Genomic DNA, 17,483 nt, shown 5'->3' with positions numbered 1-17,483 from the left:
CCGCCTGATCGCCGGTTTTCCACTCAAAACCTCCAAAAAGAAGGCTGCACAATAATGCTGCTTGGCACCCTGTTGACAGGCGCCGCCGCCTTTGGCGCTGCCACTCTGGTGAGTTCCAAGGGCCGCAACTACCTGCTAGGCGACGTCGAGCAGGACTGGCTTGCGAACGAACTGGAATTTGATCAGCTGCTGGCGGATGGTCAGACCGTTTCCCTGAAAGACGGTTCCTTTGTTCGCGTGTTCTCACTCTCGGGATTATCCTACGAGACCCGAAGCGTTCCTGAACAGGAAACGCTTGCCAGAGGCCGGGCAAGCACCTTCCACCAATTCCTCAGCGCTGGATCGTCCCTTCGCCTGTTTGGCATCAAACGCCAGCGCGATGTCAGCTTTCAGGCGGAGTGGCCGTCACCCACTCTGAAAGAGGTTGGCGAAGCGGAACAACGGCTCTACCAGAACGCCTATTCGCTTGTCTGGTATCTGGTTCTTACAACGAAAACCTCCACGGAGTTGGAAAAGACCTCGCGCGGCCTGATCAGCGGGTTCAAGGATTACAGCATCCGCCCCGTCAATGCAGCCCAGGTGCATGATCAACCGTGCGAGCTGACACGTGTTCTGAATTATCTGGTCTGCGGTGAGCTTAAGCCTGAGATCGGGCGCCTCAGTGCGGGGATCAGCGCCAACCTGCCCGCCTCTGACATTCACGTTTCGACAGACGGCGCGATCGATACCTTCACCCCGCACAAGACGTTCAATCGGGTGATTGCCGTGCGTGGATGGCCGGAGACCGTCTCCGGCATGCTGGTGTCCCGTCTGCTGGCCCTTAGTGGTGAGCTGGAAGTCTGTCAGATCGTCAAGCCGCTGGATAACACGAAGCAAATTGCGCTGTTTACGCGTCAGATCAGCGAGCAGAAGCATAACTATTTCGGGACGGGCGCTGTCCTGGCCGAGCTGGAAGCTGTCAACGAGGATCTTCTCAACAATTCCCAGCAGCTTCAGGAAACGCAATTCCAGATCGCCGTGCGGGCTGGCAATGAGGCCGAGCTGACCTCCCTCATAGATCAGGTGACGTCCATCCTCGACAATGTGCGGATCCGTTATAGCTGCGAGACAGTCGGCGCGGCAACGGCATGGTTCAACCGCATGCCCGGTCGGGACAAACTGCTGCGGCCGCTCAAGATCACCGAAAGCAATGTCGCCGCCCTGTGGCCGTTCCAGTTCTCGCCGATCGGTCTGTGGTCCAGCCCCTTCGGCGACCGCCCGGTGCGTCTCTTCAAGACCCCCACGGGCCAGAACTACGCCTTCCAGTTCCATGTTTCTGACAAGCCGCAATCGCCGGGCAACTATCTGATGTTTGCTCCGACCGGTGGCGGCAAGTCCACCTTGATCCTTCATTTGCTTAGCGGTCTCGCGAAGTTCCAGGGCGTGCGTAACTACGTCTTCGATTCCAAGGACGGTGCGCGCTTCATGATCGAAGCCTTTGGGGGTGTTTATCAGGGCTACGAAGAACTGGCCCTGAACCCGCTCGATATTGATGTCACCGAGAAGTCTGCCCGCCACCGTGTCCGGCTGATCCTTCAATCCATGCTCGGTGAGAGTTTTGACGACAGCATGGATGACGACCTCCATGCCGCGCTCGACATGGCGGGCGAGCTGGAGCCGGGCCTCAGAACGCTCAACAACATCTATGGCGCGGCCTTTCCGTCGCAGTCGTCCATCCGCAAGCTTTTTTCCAAGTGGGTTTCCACCGACGAGGGTGCGGACGGTCAGTTTTCGCACGTCTTCAATGCGCCGCGTGATCAAATCACCGGTTTTCTGGAACAGTCTTTCCTGGTTGGCATCAACATGAACGAAGCACTGGAGGATCCCGTGCTGGGACCACCGGTGGTCGCACATATCTCTGCAGCGATTTCCGCAGCTGCCAAGAGGGGGAAGGGCGGCTTCTCGATCTTCATCGATGAAGCGGCCAATCTTCTGCGCAACAATGGGTTCCGGGACGTCGTTCAGGAGATGTTCCGGGAGTACCGGAAGCTGAACGGCCTTGTTGGCCTTGCGTTCCAGGAACCGGGTTCTCTGCTCGAATTCGATGGTGCGTCGGCGATGATCGAGAACGCGCAGACCCTGTTCTTTCTGCCGAACTCGCAGACCAAGGTCCAGAATCTTGAGCCCTTCAATCTTTCGCCCGAGCAAATCGCCTTCATTAAGGGCGAAGGCGACCTGAAAGGTGGCCGCCAGGTGCTCGTCGTCAAGCGTTTCGAGGCCAACAACTTCAACGAAAGCACGATCCTGGACGTTGATCTGTCAGGCCTCGGGGACGCGTTGCGCTTCTATCGGGCCGGGGACGAGCCCGTGCGGATTATCCAGCACCTTAAAAAACAATGGGGCGACCAATGGCTCGCAAAACTCTGACTTCCGTCCTACCCGGGCTTTTTGCAGGCATGATGCTGGCGACTAACCTGGTGACGCCGGCGCAGGCGGCGATGGCCGTCATCGACGTCAAGGGCATTGGCGAAATGCAAAAGCAGCTCGCCAACATGAAAGAGCAGCTCGGTACTTTGAAGAGCCAGCTGGATACGGCCAAGGAAAGCCTGTCGGTGGTTACTGATCAGCTGAAGGCGGTCCAGGAGGTCAAGGGCATTGCCGACGAGACCCTGTCGTCCATCGGTGAGATCGGCAATCTCTCCATTCCGTCCCTGAACTTCCAGTCGCTTGCGTCCAGTGTCTCGGGGGACATGGCCTGTCTCGTTCCCGACTACAAGCAGCTCATGCCGTCCATCAAATTTGACGAGGTGGACTTCGGCTCGATCTGCGAGCGGGGCAATGCCTACAAGTCCGGCCTGGTTGCCACCCCGGACTCTCTGACCGAAGGAAGCTGGGAAGAAAAAGCCAGCATTCAGAAATCCGTTCATGAAAACCGGATTGCGACGATCACGGACGCGACGGTCAAGGGGCTGGCGCAGTCGGACGAAGCCCATGAGACGGCTGTCAAAACCCTTGAGACGGCTCAGGAATACAAGAACGCAGGCCAGACAGCCGAGACCGTCAATGCGCGCCTGCAGGTTCTGATCGAGCTGGAAGTCGCTCAACTCGTCGCAACCGCCCAGACCAATCAGATCCTCGCTCAGATGCTGAAGATCCAGGCCTCGGACGCCCTTAACAACGGTGTTCCCGTGATGAGCGAAGTCGCCGAAGACCGGAAATACAATGAAGAGGGAGCCGAATAACCATGGCGGAGACCTCCTGTAATATCTGCGCGATCTTCGAGGCTTATCAGAGCCACGCCGGATCGACCCTCGATACGCTCGTCACAGCAGTGCATGGGCCGTTTCAGGCGATCCTCTTGAGCCTCGTCGGCGGTTGGATCCTCTGGAGCGGCATTCAGGTCTTTCTGGGGACGCTGGATTTCGCCAGTGCCCTGAAACAGGCCATCTTCATGGTGCTTGGGTTCGGGGTCTACAAAGGCGTCGATGGCGGTTTGATCAAGACTGTGTTCGACGCGTCCGTCAATGTCATGGGCGGGCTTGCAAGCACTTTGATGGACGGTGGCGGCTCAGGTCTTTCAGGCCTCAGCGCATTGCTGAAGGCGGTCGAAACCGGAATTGGTGGTGTCTTCAACATCGCCACCACGATCATGGGCGCGGGCGGTTATCTTCCTGCACCCAAGTATATTCTCTATGGCGTTGCGCTGCTGCTGCCTTACGTCATCCTGCTGGTTCTGTTCCTGGCGCACACGGCCGTTTCCCTCTTTCGCCTGACAGTGATCCTCGGAATGTCACCCTTCCTGGTTGGCATGGCTGCGTTTCCATTTGGTCGCAACCTGATCGGCGCCGGCGTGCGGACAATCATCGGCTCTATCGTCACCATGCTCTGCGTCACGATGGTTTTTTCGCTGGTCATCGCCAGTGTAAAAGGTCTTGGCGTCACCGCTGATGCCGAGGTTGACCCAGAAGCCTACATCGACCTGACCAGCGGCAAGTTTTTGCTTGCCATGATTATGGGCTGGCTTGGTGCCGCCCTGATCTCCGAAGCGGTCAATATTGCCGGTCAGGTGTCCAGCTCGGTGCTTGGAACCGTGTCTGCCGGGATCATGTCTGCCGGTGCCATGCGCGGAGCCGCCATTGGTGCCTCAGCCGGTCGAACAGCGGCGGGGGCTGCCGGTCGCGTCGGTGGCTTCATGCATAGAAAAACCTGGGAATCCTCGCGTTCGGCTCCGGGCGGGATCATCAGCTCTCGCGGCTCCTAAACCCGCCCTCTCCTCTTCTTCTCTCTACGTTCCAAAGGTTGTTCGCTCATGAAACACCTCAGACTCGTCTTGTGCCTTGGTTGGCTGGTTTCCGGCTGTGCACAGGTGGAAATGCCGATTGAACCGGACGGCATCGACAAGATGCGCAAGTCGCCCTGCGCTTGCGCGGAAATCGAGTTCGAACCGCGTTCCTTCGAATGGGTGGGGTCTGCCTGATGGCTTTCCTCTCCCGTTCGAAATCGGACGTAGCAATGGTTCCGGAGATCAAGCCGGAGCCGAAGCACGCCAACATCCTCAAGGCGGATCCGTTTGCCTACAAAACCGCGCACCGGCGCATGGCCTGGCTGTTGCGCCTGTCGGTTGGAACGAATGTCGCGCTGGCAATCTGTGTGGTGGCAAGCATCCAGGCCCTTGTGTCGCTGGTACCGCTCAAGGAAACAGAAATCGCGCTTCTGCGTGCCGATCCGAGCGATGACCGGATCTATCGTGTCGAACCGATTTCAATGGAAGTGGATGGCTTCGAGCTGATGCTCGAAAAGCTCGCCCGGCGCTATGTGCACCAGATCCTCACCATTGACGACACCACCCAGAACACCCGGTTCAAGGAAGTCCGCACGTACTCCGATCCGGACTTCTTCAATGACTATGTGAAGACCAACAAAACGGTCATCGAAGAAGCGATCAAAGACGGCCTCAACCGCTCGATCACCATCAAGGGCGCCTATCAGGTCGATGCCTACGATGGCGTCTATCTCTATGTCGTCGAGTTTCTTCAGACAGACAGGATCGGCCGCGAAAAGCCGAAGCGCCGCCATCTGCGCGCCTTCCTGGAAATGACCCCCCGTCCCCATGACGTCACTGCCGCCGAGCGGTTCGAGAACCCGCTTGGAATCCGCGTCCTCGGCATGTCCATCAAGGAGCAAGCTTCCAAATGATCGACCGTTTTTCTGTCCTTTTCGCCGCCGTTGCCATTACTGGAGCTGCCCACGCACAAACGCCTCTCGGTCAAGGTCCGGCAACGCCCGGCAGCGCGGCCACAACCCCGACGCAGCGGGTTGCTGCGGCCAACTCGGTTGTCAACTCAACGCTTCCTGTCGGTTCCGTGCCGCAGGCGCAAGCCCAGGCAGCCGGAAACTTCGGTCCCCTCGCCCGCCCTGAAAGCATCGGCGGCCAGATTCAGGAGGCTTGGTCGCGCCCCGGTAAAAAGCAGGGCATTCACGTCCAGAATTTCTGTGGCGACTGCGTCTACAAGGTGCGCCTCAGGCAATACATGGTCAGCGCCATCCAGTTGCCGAAGGGCGTCAAGATCAAGTCGGCCGATATGGGCGACAGTTCCCGTTTTGAGGTCAAGAAGCGGTCGGACAACACGCTTGCCGTAAAGCCGACCGGGGCCGGTGTCGATAGCTCGATGCTGGTCTACACCGAAGATGGCGACGTGTATTCCTTCTACCTTCGCGCCGAAGGCATCAACTCGAAGTCCGTTCCCGATGTGTCTTTCCGGATCATTGGTCCGCAGAGCGCAGGAATGTCTTTCGTTGAGTTCGATGGCAAGGGCAACCCTATTGGCGGTGGCGGGGAAACAGCCCTTGCCACTCACAACTCAAAGGACTTCCTGCAGACAGCAAAATTCGATCCGGGCGCGCTGCGCGGATGGAACCAGTACAAGCTTTGGGGCGACAAGAAGCTACGGCCCGAGCAGGTCTTCCGGGACGATCATTTCACGTACATTCAGTTCGGCGACAAGTGGAACGACGTGGAATTGCCGACCGCCTATGTCGTGGTCGATGGCATTGACGAGCTGGTCAATACCCGCGTCCAGGGAACCACTTTCATTGTCGAAAGCACCCACCGCCTGATCACCCTCAAGTCCGGCCAGTCCTTCATGTGCATCCAGTACAAGGGGGGCAAGTGAGCATGGCCGTCTGCGAGATCCTTTTGGCGCTCGGCCTGACCTTTGGCGGGGCCTGCGAGCCGGAGCCTGTTCACCCTCGCGGTCTGCCCGCCAGTGACCCGGCTGTCTTTACTTACGAAAAGCCAGAACCTCCGAAACCTCCTGCGGAAGCGAAGATTATCACCATGCCACCGGTGATCATCGAAAAAGAAGTGATCCGGGAAGTCGAAGCGCCCCCACTGCCATCGAAAGAAGTCATCAGAACCCAGACGATCACAAAATACATCGAGCCGCCGAAATCAGTGCCGCGTCAGCCAACCGAATATGAGCTGATGCTGCAAACCGCTCTCAGAGAGCGGGCTGCCATGCAGTCGCAGCTTGCAGGCGCAGATATCACCGGAGACTTTTCAGACGCCGGTAACCGGTCTGCCCCGATGAATGCGAACCTGCCCGGGTTTCCACCACCTGAGGGGATCGATCCGGAGAACGATCGCTATTCGGCGCCGCCGCGCTACTCGACCGGAGCAGTCGATAACACCCGTATTCTGACGGCTGACCGCTACATTACGGGCATTCTGGAAAGCGGGATCAACAGCCAGCTTGCCGACAACGGCTCCGTTGTCGTTCAGGTGAGCCGGGACGTCTACGGCTATCACGGCCGAACCAAGCTCGTGCCAAAGGGTTCGCGGATGATCTGCGAGTACGCCTCGGTCGACAAGGTTGGTCAGACCCGTGTCGGGTTCTCCTGCAGCCGGATCCTGCTCGGGGAAAGCCGAGCCGAAATCTATCAGCTCAAGGCCCACATAGGCGACGCACAAGGGTATGCGGGCCTCTCTGGTGAAGTGAATACCCGATTTTGGGAAAAATACGGCTCCGCCATCCTGACCACCGGCATCGGGACAGCCGTAGAAGCTGCCGTATCCGGCTCCCAGAAAATCGACAGTTCTAATTCCAACATTGTCTCCAATGGCCTGTCCGGTGCCAGCGAGAACATTGGAACCATCACTGCGGCCCTCCTTGAGGACACAGTGGATCTCAAGCCAGTCATCCGGATAGCCCAGGGCACCCGCGTACAGGTGCGCCCGAAGTTTGACTGGTACCTCGCCGACCCTCCCCAAAACTAAGGAGACTGGAATGCGATACACTAGAATGGTGTCTTGCGGCCTTCTGGCGCTCGTCCTGGCGTCATCTACCGCACTTTCTCAGGCACAGACAGTGCCGACGGTTAACCCCGCCTCGGCCCAGACGTCGGTTGCCGGAGAAGGAGAGGTTCTGATTAAGGAGAACCTCTTTACAGTGTCGCCAGCATTGGAAACAGAACTGTCTAACGACAATGCCGTGCCGGTCCAACTGCAGTTCAACGCACAGCCGAACACAACCGAGGCCGTTGATATAAGCGGGATCACCGCCGAGGGCTTCACCCGCAAAGTCAGCGTCAATGGCGAAGAAATCGCCCAGGTGGTTGTCACAAGGCTGAAGAAAGACGCCGACTTTGTCGATCTGGAAGCCGATAACTTCACCAGCCAGTTCGGTGTTGACAGCAACCGGCTCCTGCCGACCACGGCGATTTCTGTGAACGGGGATGAGGCCGAATTCGTGCGGGCAGTGGCGCTGCTCTCGGCAACGGAGGAAGAGGCCGAGCCGGAGAAGGAGCTCGAAGACAAGGAAAACACTGTCGAGGACGATACGGACGTTGACGAAGCCGGCGGCGGTGAGAACCCGATTGCCGAAGGTTACGAAACGCCTGAACGGCTTGCTCAAGAGGAAGAGGAGCCGGAAGAAGAGCGCGATCCGAACATGACGATCAACGTCTCGACGGATGGCTGCGAGCCGCAGATCGATCTGGCAAACGGCATCGTCCGTCAGACCGCCAAGACGGAAACGCTCGAGGACGGTATTGTCACGGAGACGGATGCCTGTTCGCCCAACGGCATCGTCTGGAACATTCAGCGCAATTACGAGGCCTGCGAGGATCTGGTTGACCAGGCCGCACTCCTTGCCCGCCCGCAATATACGTCCTTCTATAACGACGACCGTGGTGCACGCTTTGACCTGGCCGCCTGTCAGCCGGATCAATCAATCTCTTTTGCCATTTCGGAATCCAGCGACGATTGCAAACCCGATGTCGATATTGAGGGAGAGCGCGTCACACTGCTGTCTCGTCTGACCTATCGGGACCGGACAGGCAAGGATGTTGCAGTCAGCGAGTGCACGCCCTCAGAGACCGTCTTCGAATTGGAGCGCGAATACGGCTCCTGCTCGGATGTGGTCGATTTGGAGGCCGGTATCGCCAATGCGCAATACACGCTTTCCTATACGGACGAGAAGGCAAGCCGACTGAAGGTTAGCGAGTGTTTGCCCGACGAGAAACAGGCGTTCGAGATCGAGGAAAAACAGAACTGCACGTTTGATTTTGATCTCGAGAACGGAGTGGCCATCGTCAACACCTCTCTCATCTACACTAATAATGCCAAGGTCGAAGTCAGCGTGCGCGAATGCGCGCCCTCCGAAACCATCGCGCCGATCCCGATGACGGCCGAGCCGAACGGTTGTTCCATGCGGCACGATTTTGGAACGGGCGTTTCCACGGAAATGGCGATGTGGACCTATGAGTACGAGGGCCAGCTCTTCCAGGCATCCCCGTGCATCACCACGGAGACCACCTACACGCATTCAAAGGTGTTCGATAAAAACGGCATCGACGTGTGCACGCCAATTGTCGATTTGGCGAGTGGCAAGGCTGTCAGGCAATACCGCACCGAGATTACCGTGAATGGCAGTTCGGAAATCATCGCGGGCTGCCAGCCGGACGAAGCGAACATGCTTGGCATCTATTCGACGGTGAACGGTTGCGACGATCCGGCTTCCTTCGATCACGATCTTGCCGCCGGTCTCTCCTATGGCCTCGAGCGCTATTATTATGACGTTGCCGGCCGAGGGCGGACCTATGTGACCGCGTGTCAGAAGAACGATCAAACGTTCACACACTCGGTCCAGCCCTCCAATTGGAAGCACGACGATGCCAATCTGCGCGCGCAGCAGCTGGTGGATGTCTCGATCAACGTCAACGGTTCGTCCTACAAGATCGCAACGTCCTACCTTCAGCCGGGCACGTCCGAGATTGCCTATACCTTCGTCAGGAACCAGGACGTCCCGGACTATGCCCGCAAGTACTATACCGGTTGCACGGAGATGGTTCCGACCAAACGGACCAAGATCTACACGCGTCCGGATGGGTCCAGCTATTCCAGGGCGTCCGGGGACGGCACGACACTGAACAACGGAGACAAGTGTCAACGCAGCACGGAAACGCGCAAGCTGAACGGCCACCGCGTCAACGTCTCGGCGAAGGGCTACACCCTTGTCGTGCGGGACGGCAATGGCAACTACACCACCGTTTCCGGCAATTGCGGCGGGTCTTCCAAGACCCTCACCGGCAATCCCGGCTATAACCTCGTATCGGCGCGGGGACCGGTGAGCACCTGCCGCTACCCGGAATACAAGCTGACCTACTACAACCGGGTCGATGAGCGCTCCAAGGTGGTCTACCCGACCGGCAAGGTTACCTATTCGTCCTGGAAAACGGTCCGCTGGGAAACCTGACGGTATTCTGAAACTTGCAGGGACCTGGCCAGGCTCGGGTCCCTGCCCTTGTCCCGCTCCCCCAGTTCCAGTTTAGAGAGGCCGAACCCATGTCTCAGGTTCTGTTGCAAAAAATCCTTGAGCCGCTGTCCAGGCACTATGCCGCGTCTGATGTTGTCGAGGTCCGAACGAAGGCTCCGGGCAAGCTGATCGTGGAGCGTCGCGATCTTGAAAACCGCATTGCCGAAGTCGATGAACCGGCTTTGACCCTGCACCGGATCAAGACAATCTGCCGGGCCTTGGCGAATATGAAGGGTTTGGAATTTGACCCCACATCCAAACCGCAGCTTTCAACAGTTCTGCCGGGTGGTCACCGCTTTGAGTGCCTGATCGGAAATTCGGTTGTCTCCGGTCTGTCACTGGCGATCCGTTGCAAACATCCTCACAAGATCACGCTGGAAGACATGGGGCTGTCCGCCGGCATGATTGATTATCTCAAATCCGCGCTCAATCAGCAGCGCAACATTGCTATCTCCGGATCGACCAATACCGGCAAGACCACGCTGCTCAACAATCTCCTATCTTATCTGCCTGATGACCGGCGCGTCGTCAGTGCCGAAGACACTCCCGAACTGGAAGTCAGCAGGTTCTATAACGGAGTGTCCTTGCTGGCAGCGCGCGATACCGTGCAAGGCGCAGGCCTTAGGACCTGGCAGCAGCTCTACGATCACAAAATGCGTATCTCTCCGGACAATATTCTGTTCGGCGAAATCTCCACTCAGAATGCCTTTGCGGCACTCAACGTCCTCAATACCGGCGCTCGTGGTTGGATGTGCACAGTGCATGCAGAAAGCGCCGAGCTGGTCCCCGCACGATTCCAGGAGAACATCAATGCCGCCGGTCAGACCTTGCCCGACGCAGAGACGTTCATGCGCCGTCTTGTCGATCTGGTGATCCACATCAAGCGCGACCCACGGGGTGGGCGTTTTATATCGGATATTTATGAGATGAAGATGGGTCGCTATGTGCTGCGCGACCGCGAGCCGGTCAGAACCAAGGCGGCGTGATCGACCATGCATCTGATGCGCTTGTTTGCCGTTCTGGCCTATGGTGCTCTCGTCGGCGTGACGCTGACCGGCTGGTACTACACGCTCGGTTTTAATCCACTTCAGCCCGCTTGGTGGCAGTGGCTTCTGGATTTCTGGCGGCAGGCTCGCGGTTTTCCGACCGAAATTCTTCAGCCTGCCTATGCCGGGTTCGGGGCTTTCCTCGTGCTGATGGTGACTGGCACGATCGTCTCATCCGGAGCCAGGTCAGAAACGATCTTTGGCGGCCGGAAGCAGAAGGACATCCACGGCACAGCTCGATGGGCTGAAACCCGGGACGTGAAAGAAAGCGGCCTACTGTCGGAAACCGGCGTCGTCGTTGGCGGCTGGCCGACGCGGCGAGGCGTCAAGATGCTTCGCCACGATGGCCCGGAGCACGTTTTGGCTTTTGCCCCGACCCGATCAGGTAAGGGTGTCGGCCTGGTTTTGCCCACTCTGCTCTCCTGGGAAGAATCTGCGTTGGTGCTCGATATCAAGGGTGAGAACTGCGCTCTGACTGCCGGTTGGCGTGCTTCCCAAGGGCAGAGAATTTTTCGCTTTGACCCGGCGGCAGACAGGGGCTCCGTCAAATACAATCCACTCGCAGAAATCCGGATCGGGACCGATCACGAGATTGCCGACTGCCAGAACATCGCCATCATGATCATCGATCCGGACGGCACCGGCTTGAAGGATTTCTGGATGCAGGAAGGCTACGGCTGGCTCTGCACCGCGATCCTGCATGTCCTTTACCGGATCAAAAAATCCGAAAACCGCACCGCGACACTCGCAGACGTGCGCGCCTTCATGTCGATCGGTGACGACGAGGATCCAAAGACCATCAGCGAACAGGCCGTGGCAGCGGCGGCAAAAGCCGCGTTCGGCCAAAATGATGGCGAGGAAGACGACAGTTTCGACCGGCTCCTGAAGGACATGGAGCGCTATGAGCACGGCCGGGAAGTCGTCAATGACGAAGTGCGTCTTGGCGCGGCCCGTATGCGCAAGCGGTCCAGCAACGAGCGCTCCGGCGTTCACTCAACCGGCACGTCTCAGCTTGCGCTCTACAGCGACCCGATTGTCGCCCGCAACATATCGGAATCCGATTTCCGTATCACCGACCTGATGAACGGCGACAAGCCGGCAACCCTCTATATCGTCATCCCGCCTTCTGACATTGCCCGGCTGCGGCCCCTGGTGCGGATTCTGCTCAACCAGTTCCTCACCCGTCTTACCTCTCATATGGCGTTCGAGGGCGGCCGGTCCGTCAAACATTATCAATTCCGCATGCTGTTGATGCTCGACGAGTTTACGTCAGTCGGCAAGCTGGAGATTTTTGAAAAGGCGATTGCCTTCATGGCGGGCTATGGCCTCAAAGCCTTTGTCATCGTCCAGGACCTCACCCAGCTGCAGAAGGTTTACGGCGGCGAACAGTCGATCGTCTCCAACTGCCATGTCCGGATCGCCTATGCGCCGAACACGATGGAAACGGCCCGGGTTTTGTCGGACATGGCCGGCAAGACCACGCTGGTTCAGAAAAAGACCTCAGCCAGCCACACAACCGGGAAAATCGGGACGAACTATTCCGAAACCTTGATGGAGGTGGCCCGGCCGCTTCTGACCCCGGACGAATGCATGTCGTTGCCGGGCATCCAGACAGGGGTTGGCGGCAAAGTCACCCGTGCCGGTGACATGCTGATTTTTGTTGCCGGGCGTCCTGCCATCTACGGCCGTCAGGTTCTCTATTTCCAGAACGAAGATCTGCAGACCCGGGCGAAGATCCCGATCGCCTCCCCCACTTCCATTCCTTCTCTCCCGCCGTCCAACGGAAAGGCTTTCTCATGAAGATCAGCAAAGCAGTCGAGATCCTGCTCATGATCCATGAGGAGTTTGGTGATGTTGAAATCACAGGTGGTACGCTTACCAATGATACGCCACTTAAGAGTATCACGGTCACTGACGCGGCTGGACGAGAAATCTGGCCACGATCACCGACCTATCAGACCGTCAAATTGCAGGTTGATGGCGTTTTCCTGGACTGAGTTTTCGTTTCTCCCTTTCTATCGATGAGACAGCTGACCATGAACCATGTTTTTGCCCCTGGCTTTCTGGCAGAGGATCCCGAACGAGCAGAAGCCTTGATGGAGAAAGTCATCGCGGCTTTTCCCAAGAAGTATCTACCGGAGGCTTCTTTGACGGACGTGGCCGATCACTATGTGTCGCAGCACTTCCCGGATGCCGATCCGGAGCGCCATGCAAATCTGATCGCCTGCATCAAAGAGGCCAATGAGATCCGTCAGAGCCTCTACTTCAGGAAACGGCGTCCGGGATGATGCTGTCTTCCGTGAAACTCAACCAAATTCTCCCCATTGCTTACTGAGTTTTTAGGCATGACTGACGCCAAACCAATTGAAAAGACCTATCTTTCCGTACCGTATGAGCAGCGCGAAACCGCGAAAGCTGCCGGTGCGCTCTGGGACAAAAAGGCCAAAGCCTGGTTTGTTAAAAGTGCAGAGGTTCCGGCTGGCCTGAAATCCTTCCTGCCTCAAAACCAGACGGATCACGTGAGAGAGGATCCACGCACAGCCTTCGGAAAATTCCTGCGTGACAACGGTGCGCAGCTCCAGGGCCTTCCGGATATGGACGGCAAGTGGCACCGCATTGCGCTCGTCGGTGATGGCAAGGAAACCAACGCCAGTTATCGTGGTTTTCTGGATGGTGTGCCGAATGGTCAGTTCAAAAACTTCAAGGGTGATGATGCTCCCTTGCAGTGGACTGACACAGGGGACGCGCTCACTTCGGAAGAGAAGCAACGCCTTGTTGCCGAGGCCGCACAAAACCGGGAGAACCGCGAGAATGAACGGGCCAAGAACCAGGAAACGACTGCCAAACGGGCTTTTGGAATCTGGACCAACCTGAAATCCTGGGCTACGCCGGAAAACTGCCCTTACCTTGCCCGGAAGAATGTTCGCGGTTACGGCGTGAAAGTGGCCGACGATGGCCGCATGGTCGTGCCGCTGCGTGACGAAACCGGCCGCATCTGGTCGCTGCAGTTTGTCGGTGAGGACAAGATCTACCTGAAAGACGGCCGTAAGGATGGGCTCTATCACACTATCGATCCAGACAAGGAGCTGGAGAAAGACCGTCAGAAAGACGATGCGCTGACCGTCATTGTCGGTGAAGGCTATGCGACCGGTGCTGATGTTCAAAAAGCGACGAGCCTGCCGACCTTTGTCGCGTTCGACGGTGACAACCTGGTGGCGACAGCCAAGGTCGTTCGCGAGAAATATCCTACCGCCAACATTCTGATTGTGGCCGATGATGATCATCATTTGCCTCTCAGGTCTCCGCCCCTGCCCAACAAGGGCCTGAAATGCGCACATCGGGCTGCCGAGGCTGTTGGCGGCAAGGTGCTTGCCCCGAGTTTTACGCCTGCGGAAAAGGATCGTGGCGCGACCGACTGGAACGACCTGAAACAGCTTCGCGGTGAAAAGGGCCTGCTCACGGCCCTCAGAGGTTCCTTTGCGCAGATGCAGCGGGAACATGCGTGTGGCAAGGGTAAGGACATGGGCATGGGGCGTGAACGAGAGATGTCCCGATGAAGAATTCCAGGCGCATCCTGTTGAAGGCCTACGTCAAACCGGATCTCCACGAACGCATCATGTCCCACGCGAAACGCACGAAGCTCTCTGCGTCACGTGTTGTCGAACGTGTTCTTGAAACCGGAAAGCTTCCGGATCAGTCGCTGGATCAAGCGGTTCTGCGTCTCCTGGAGATCAACGCTGACCAGGCGCGTTTGGGCAACCTGTTGCTGAAGGGCATGAATGAGACTGCCGACGGCCATGTCGTTCGACAGATGCAATCGCTTCTACGTGACGTTCGTCAGACGCAGCAACAGATCAAGGCTTGTGTTGCAGAGCTGAAACCGTGATTGCCAAGAAAACATCTCTCAAGAAATGTTCCAGCGCCAAAGCCCTCGCGAAATACATCGCCGGGGCAAAGGAGAAAGGCGAAAAGCTCGATCAGTTCTGGCTGTCCAACTGCAAGGCCGGCGACGGCATCGATGACCTGGACACGGCCATCGCGGAGATCCGCGCAACGCAGGCTTTGAATGCTCGCAGCAAGTCAGATCCGAACTACCACTTGGTGGTGTCATTTGCCGAAGGTGAAAAGCCAGACATCGATGTTCTGAAGGATATCGAACTGGAGTTTGCCAAAGCGCTCGGCTTGGAAGATCATCAGCGCGTGGTCGGCACCCATATCAACACCGAAAACTTCCACATGCATATCCAGTTCAACCTCGTGCACCCGGAAACTTTCCGGATGCACACTCCGTTCCGCGATTTCCAGGTCCTGCAGAAGACCGCGGCCAAGCTTGAAAAGAAACACGGATTGGAGGTGGTCCAGGGACGTGGCCCAGATAACGACCGTATGCACAATGATCTGGAAAACCGGAAAGCCCGGGACAAGGAAGCCAACTCCTGGGAGCAGTCTTTCTCCGGATACTTGAAGGAACACAAGACTGAGCTGCTCGTGATCCGTCGATTAGCAGAAACCTGGGAGGAATTGCACGAGGGCTTTGCTCTCTACGGCGTTGAGCTTCGCCGGCGCGGGGCCGGGTTCGTGTTCCGCGATATCGACACGGGCAGCATGGAAAAAGCCAGCGCCATTGATCGGCTGTTCTCTAAAAAGAACCTTGAAGACAAATACGGCCCTTATCGAAAACAGGACCGCCTCTTTAATCGGACAAAGCCCAAATCCAAATACCGCCGCCGTCCGCTCGATCCGCGCTTAGAAAGACATCCCGCCTGGAAACGCATGACTAGGGGCAACACCGGCAAGCGGGTGTCCTGGCGCCGGTTTTTGGAGCAACAGGCAGGTATTGATGCCGAGGCCCGCGAAGCGCTCGAGCTGCAGAAATCATACTTTCAGATCATCACCGGCCAAGAACCGAAAAAAATCCGCACACGTCAGATTAGGCCCCGGAAATCAAAGGGCGTCTCGCGGTGATCGGAAATGTTTGCCATCACGCCGCCTTCACGTCGAACTCCAAAGGCATGAGAGCGGTGCAGCGAACATATTGTCGGCGAAGGGAACCACTTTGTCATGATCGTAGAGAACAAGGCCCTGGATAAACTTGTTTCCGGATGCTTCCGCAAGTTTGCGCATACCGGAGAAATCCTTGGTGGAAACCGTAGCTGATGATTTGACCTCTATCCCCACGATCTCTCCACGCCGATTTTCCAATACGATGTCAACCTCGTTCTTGTCCTTGTCGCGGAAGTGTGAAAACGAGCATCTCTGATCGCTCCAGGAAGCGATTTTATGTAGCTCGCTGAAGACGAAGGTCTCCAGAATTGGACCGAAAACAGTCTTGTCCTTTGTTACAACATCCGGAGAAATGTCTTTCAACGCCGCGAGGAGACCTGAATCGAGGAAGTGCAATTTGGGGGACTTGGTTAGCCGCTTCAGGCGATTGGTGAACCACGGTTGCAGAGTGTGCACCAGAAAAAGGCTTTCGAATATGCGCACATATTTCTGGGTGGTCACATGATTTAGACCAAGTGCTGTGCCGATACCGGAGTAATTCACCAGTTGCCCCGAATGCTCCGCTAGGACGGCAAGCAGCTTCGGCATAACGGTAAGCTGCTCGATTTGAGCGACGTCGCGTACGTCACGCTGCACGATGGCGTCGAGGTAATCGTGATACCAATCCTGCTTTCGTCCCCATCGCTTTCTGCCCAGGGCCTCCGGGTATCCGCCAGAAAGAACGGTTTCAACAAGCTTCGCCCCTATGATCATATTGTTGGCAGCAGGTTTTTTGGCTGCAAATGCTCTGTCGATGAACCTTGACGTTTTCCCGATGATTTCTGCCTGCGATAGTGGGAACAGGCGCACGACTTCCAATCGGCCAGCGAGAGAATCCGCGACCTTCGGAATGGTCATGAGATTGGCGGAGCCCGTGAGAAGAAATCTGCCAGGTCTCTTGTCATCGTCGACAGTGTTTTTAATCGCCAAAAGCAATTCGGGAGCACGTTGGATCTCATCGATAACAGCGCGATCCAGTCCTCGGACGAAGCCCACAGGATCATCAATGGCTGACCTTAAGACGGTCGCATCATCTAAAGTCAGAAACGGCGTTTTGTCCGTGGCGATGCTGGTAGCAAGCGTCGTCTTGCCCGATTGACGCGGTCCTGAGATGAGAACGACGCGTGTGTCCTCCAGCGCCTCTTTTATTCTTGTCGTTGCGAATCTTGGGTACACAGCTGAGCAAATTTCCTTCGACAATTTGAAATCATGGTTCCGACTTATTGTAAGTCAAAGCCCGACTAATTGAAAGCATGGTGGCGTCCAGTTGAAAGTTAGTTTGTGATCTTGTTCTTTGTAGCTCAAACGAAGAGTCAAAAGGGGGAAAACAGCGTACCCCTCCGGTGACGCTTGTTGTTACCCATAAATGCACGGTTTATGACGAGGCAGTTGCGCGACCCGGGCTCCTTCGGTCCCGTCTTCACGTCAACAGTCGACCTGTGAATCGGCTCAACGGAATGACTCCGTCGGTACAACCTAATTCGAGTTGCCATTTGTGGAAAGCCCCGGTTTTGCCGCAGCGAGTCTGCGGTCATCACGCCTGCGCCCCAGAGCCAGCAGCAGGATTCAATTGTGTCCATGGCATTGCCAACTTATTCTG

At 57.0% G+C, this 17,483-nt stretch carries 16 protein-coding genes; 15 read left to right on the top strand and 1 reads right to left on the bottom strand.

Annotation, left to right across the window (positions count from 1 at the left end):
• The first annotated feature begins 54 nt into the window (after positions 1-54).
• The 15 genes from Q666_RS53310 to traI all read left to right on the top strand — a co-directional run bounded on the left by Q666_RS53310 (position 55) and on the right by traI (position 15,805).
• Positions 55-2,406: a VirB4 family type IV secretion system protein gene (locus Q666_RS53310; RefSeq protein WP_022998239.1), complete on the top strand. Its 2,352-nt coding sequence runs from the start codon at positions 55-57 to the stop codon at positions 2,404-2,406.
• Positions 2,388-3,221, top strand: a complete 834-nt coding sequence (locus Q666_RS53305; protein WP_152533390.1) for a hypothetical protein — start codon at positions 2,388-2,390, stop codon at positions 3,219-3,221. The genes Q666_RS53310 and Q666_RS53305 overlap by 19 nt, the downstream gene beginning before the upstream one ends.
• Positions 3,222-3,223: 2 nt before the next feature.
• Positions 3,224-4,240 carry a type IV secretion system protein gene (locus tag Q666_RS53300; RefSeq protein WP_022998237.1) on the top strand — a complete coding sequence of 339 codons (1,017 nt, stop codon included), beginning with the start codon at positions 3,224-3,226 and terminating at the stop codon, positions 4,238-4,240.
• A gap of 48 nt (positions 4,241-4,288) precedes the next feature.
• Positions 4,289-4,456 (top strand): hypothetical protein, encoded by a 168-nt coding sequence (locus Q666_RS66245; protein ID WP_022998236.1) that lies wholly within the window; start codon positions 4,289-4,291, stop codon positions 4,454-4,456.
• Positions 4,456-5,175, top strand: a complete 720-nt coding sequence (locus tag Q666_RS53295) for a VirB8/TrbF family protein (protein ID WP_161633197.1) — start codon at positions 4,456-4,458, stop codon at positions 5,173-5,175. Before Q666_RS66245 ends, Q666_RS53295 begins: the two co-directional genes overlap by 1 nt.
• Complete coding sequence (locus tag Q666_RS53290; RefSeq protein WP_022998234.1) at positions 5,172-6,152, top strand: TrbG/VirB9 family P-type conjugative transfer protein; 981 nt, start codon at positions 5,172-5,174, stop codon at positions 6,150-6,152. The genes Q666_RS53295 and Q666_RS53290 overlap by 4 nt, the downstream gene beginning before the upstream one ends.
• A gap of 2 nt (positions 6,153-6,154) precedes the next feature.
• Positions 6,155-7,255 (top strand): TrbI/VirB10 family protein, encoded by a 1,101-nt coding sequence (locus Q666_RS53285; RefSeq protein WP_022998233.1) that lies wholly within the window; start codon positions 6,155-6,157, stop codon positions 7,253-7,255.
• A 10-nt stretch (positions 7,256-7,265) separates the two neighbouring features.
• Positions 7,266-9,734 carry a hypothetical protein gene (locus tag Q666_RS53280; protein WP_152533388.1) on the top strand — a complete coding sequence of 823 codons (2,469 nt, stop codon included), beginning with the start codon at positions 7,266-7,268 and terminating at the stop codon, positions 9,732-9,734.
• Positions 9,735-9,823: 89 nt separating this feature from the next.
• The gene (locus Q666_RS53275) at positions 9,824-10,780 is read left to right on the top strand and encodes an ATPase, T2SS/T4P/T4SS family (protein ID WP_022998231.1); all 957 of its coding nucleotides are present in this window, start codon (positions 9,824-9,826) and stop codon (positions 10,778-10,780) included.
• A 6-nt stretch (positions 10,781-10,786) separates the two neighbouring features.
• A complete protein-coding gene (locus Q666_RS53270) occupies positions 10,787-12,640 on the top strand; it encodes a type IV secretory system conjugative DNA transfer family protein (RefSeq protein ID WP_022998230.1) in 1,854 nt (617 codons plus the stop codon).
• Entirely contained in the window at positions 12,637-12,837 is a 201-nt protein-coding gene (locus Q666_RS53265) for a hypothetical protein (protein WP_022998229.1), read from the top strand. Before Q666_RS53270 ends, Q666_RS53265 begins: the two co-directional genes overlap by 4 nt.
• A 39-nt stretch (positions 12,838-12,876) precedes the next feature.
• Complete coding sequence (locus tag Q666_RS53260; RefSeq protein ID WP_152533387.1) at positions 12,877-13,128, top strand: hypothetical protein; 252 nt, start codon at positions 12,877-12,879, stop codon at positions 13,126-13,128.
• Between the two features lie 57 nt (positions 13,129-13,185).
• On the top strand, positions 13,186-14,397 hold the full coding sequence (locus Q666_RS53255; RefSeq protein WP_022998227.1) for a DUF5710 domain-containing protein: 1,212 nt from the start codon (positions 13,186-13,188) through the stop codon (positions 14,395-14,397).
• Positions 14,394-14,726 carry a hypothetical protein gene (locus tag Q666_RS53250; protein WP_022998226.1) on the top strand — a complete coding sequence of 111 codons (333 nt, stop codon included), beginning with the start codon at positions 14,394-14,396 and terminating at the stop codon, positions 14,724-14,726. The genes Q666_RS53255 and Q666_RS53250 overlap by 4 nt, the downstream gene beginning before the upstream one ends.
• Entirely contained in the window at positions 14,723-15,805 is a 1,083-nt protein-coding gene (gene traI, locus Q666_RS53245) for a TraI/MobA(P) family conjugative relaxase (protein ID WP_022998225.1), read from the top strand. Before Q666_RS53250 ends, traI begins: the two co-directional genes overlap by 4 nt.
• 27 nt (positions 15,806-15,832) lie before the next feature.
• On the opposite strand, the gene Q666_RS53240 is transcribed toward traI, so the two are convergent.
• Positions 15,833-17,059: an ATP-binding protein gene (locus tag Q666_RS53240; protein WP_022998224.1), complete on the bottom strand. Its 1,227-nt coding sequence runs from the start codon at positions 17,057-17,059 to the stop codon at positions 15,833-15,835.
• Positions 17,060-17,483 lie beyond the last annotated feature (424 nt).

Source organism: Labrenzia sp. C1B70, assembly GCF_000475395.1.
Classification (GTDB): domain Bacteria; phylum Pseudomonadota; class Alphaproteobacteria; order Rhizobiales; family Stappiaceae; genus Roseibium; species Roseibium algicola.
Note: the sequence above shows the minus strand (reverse complement) of the source record. Positions and strands in the feature narration are given on the sequence as shown.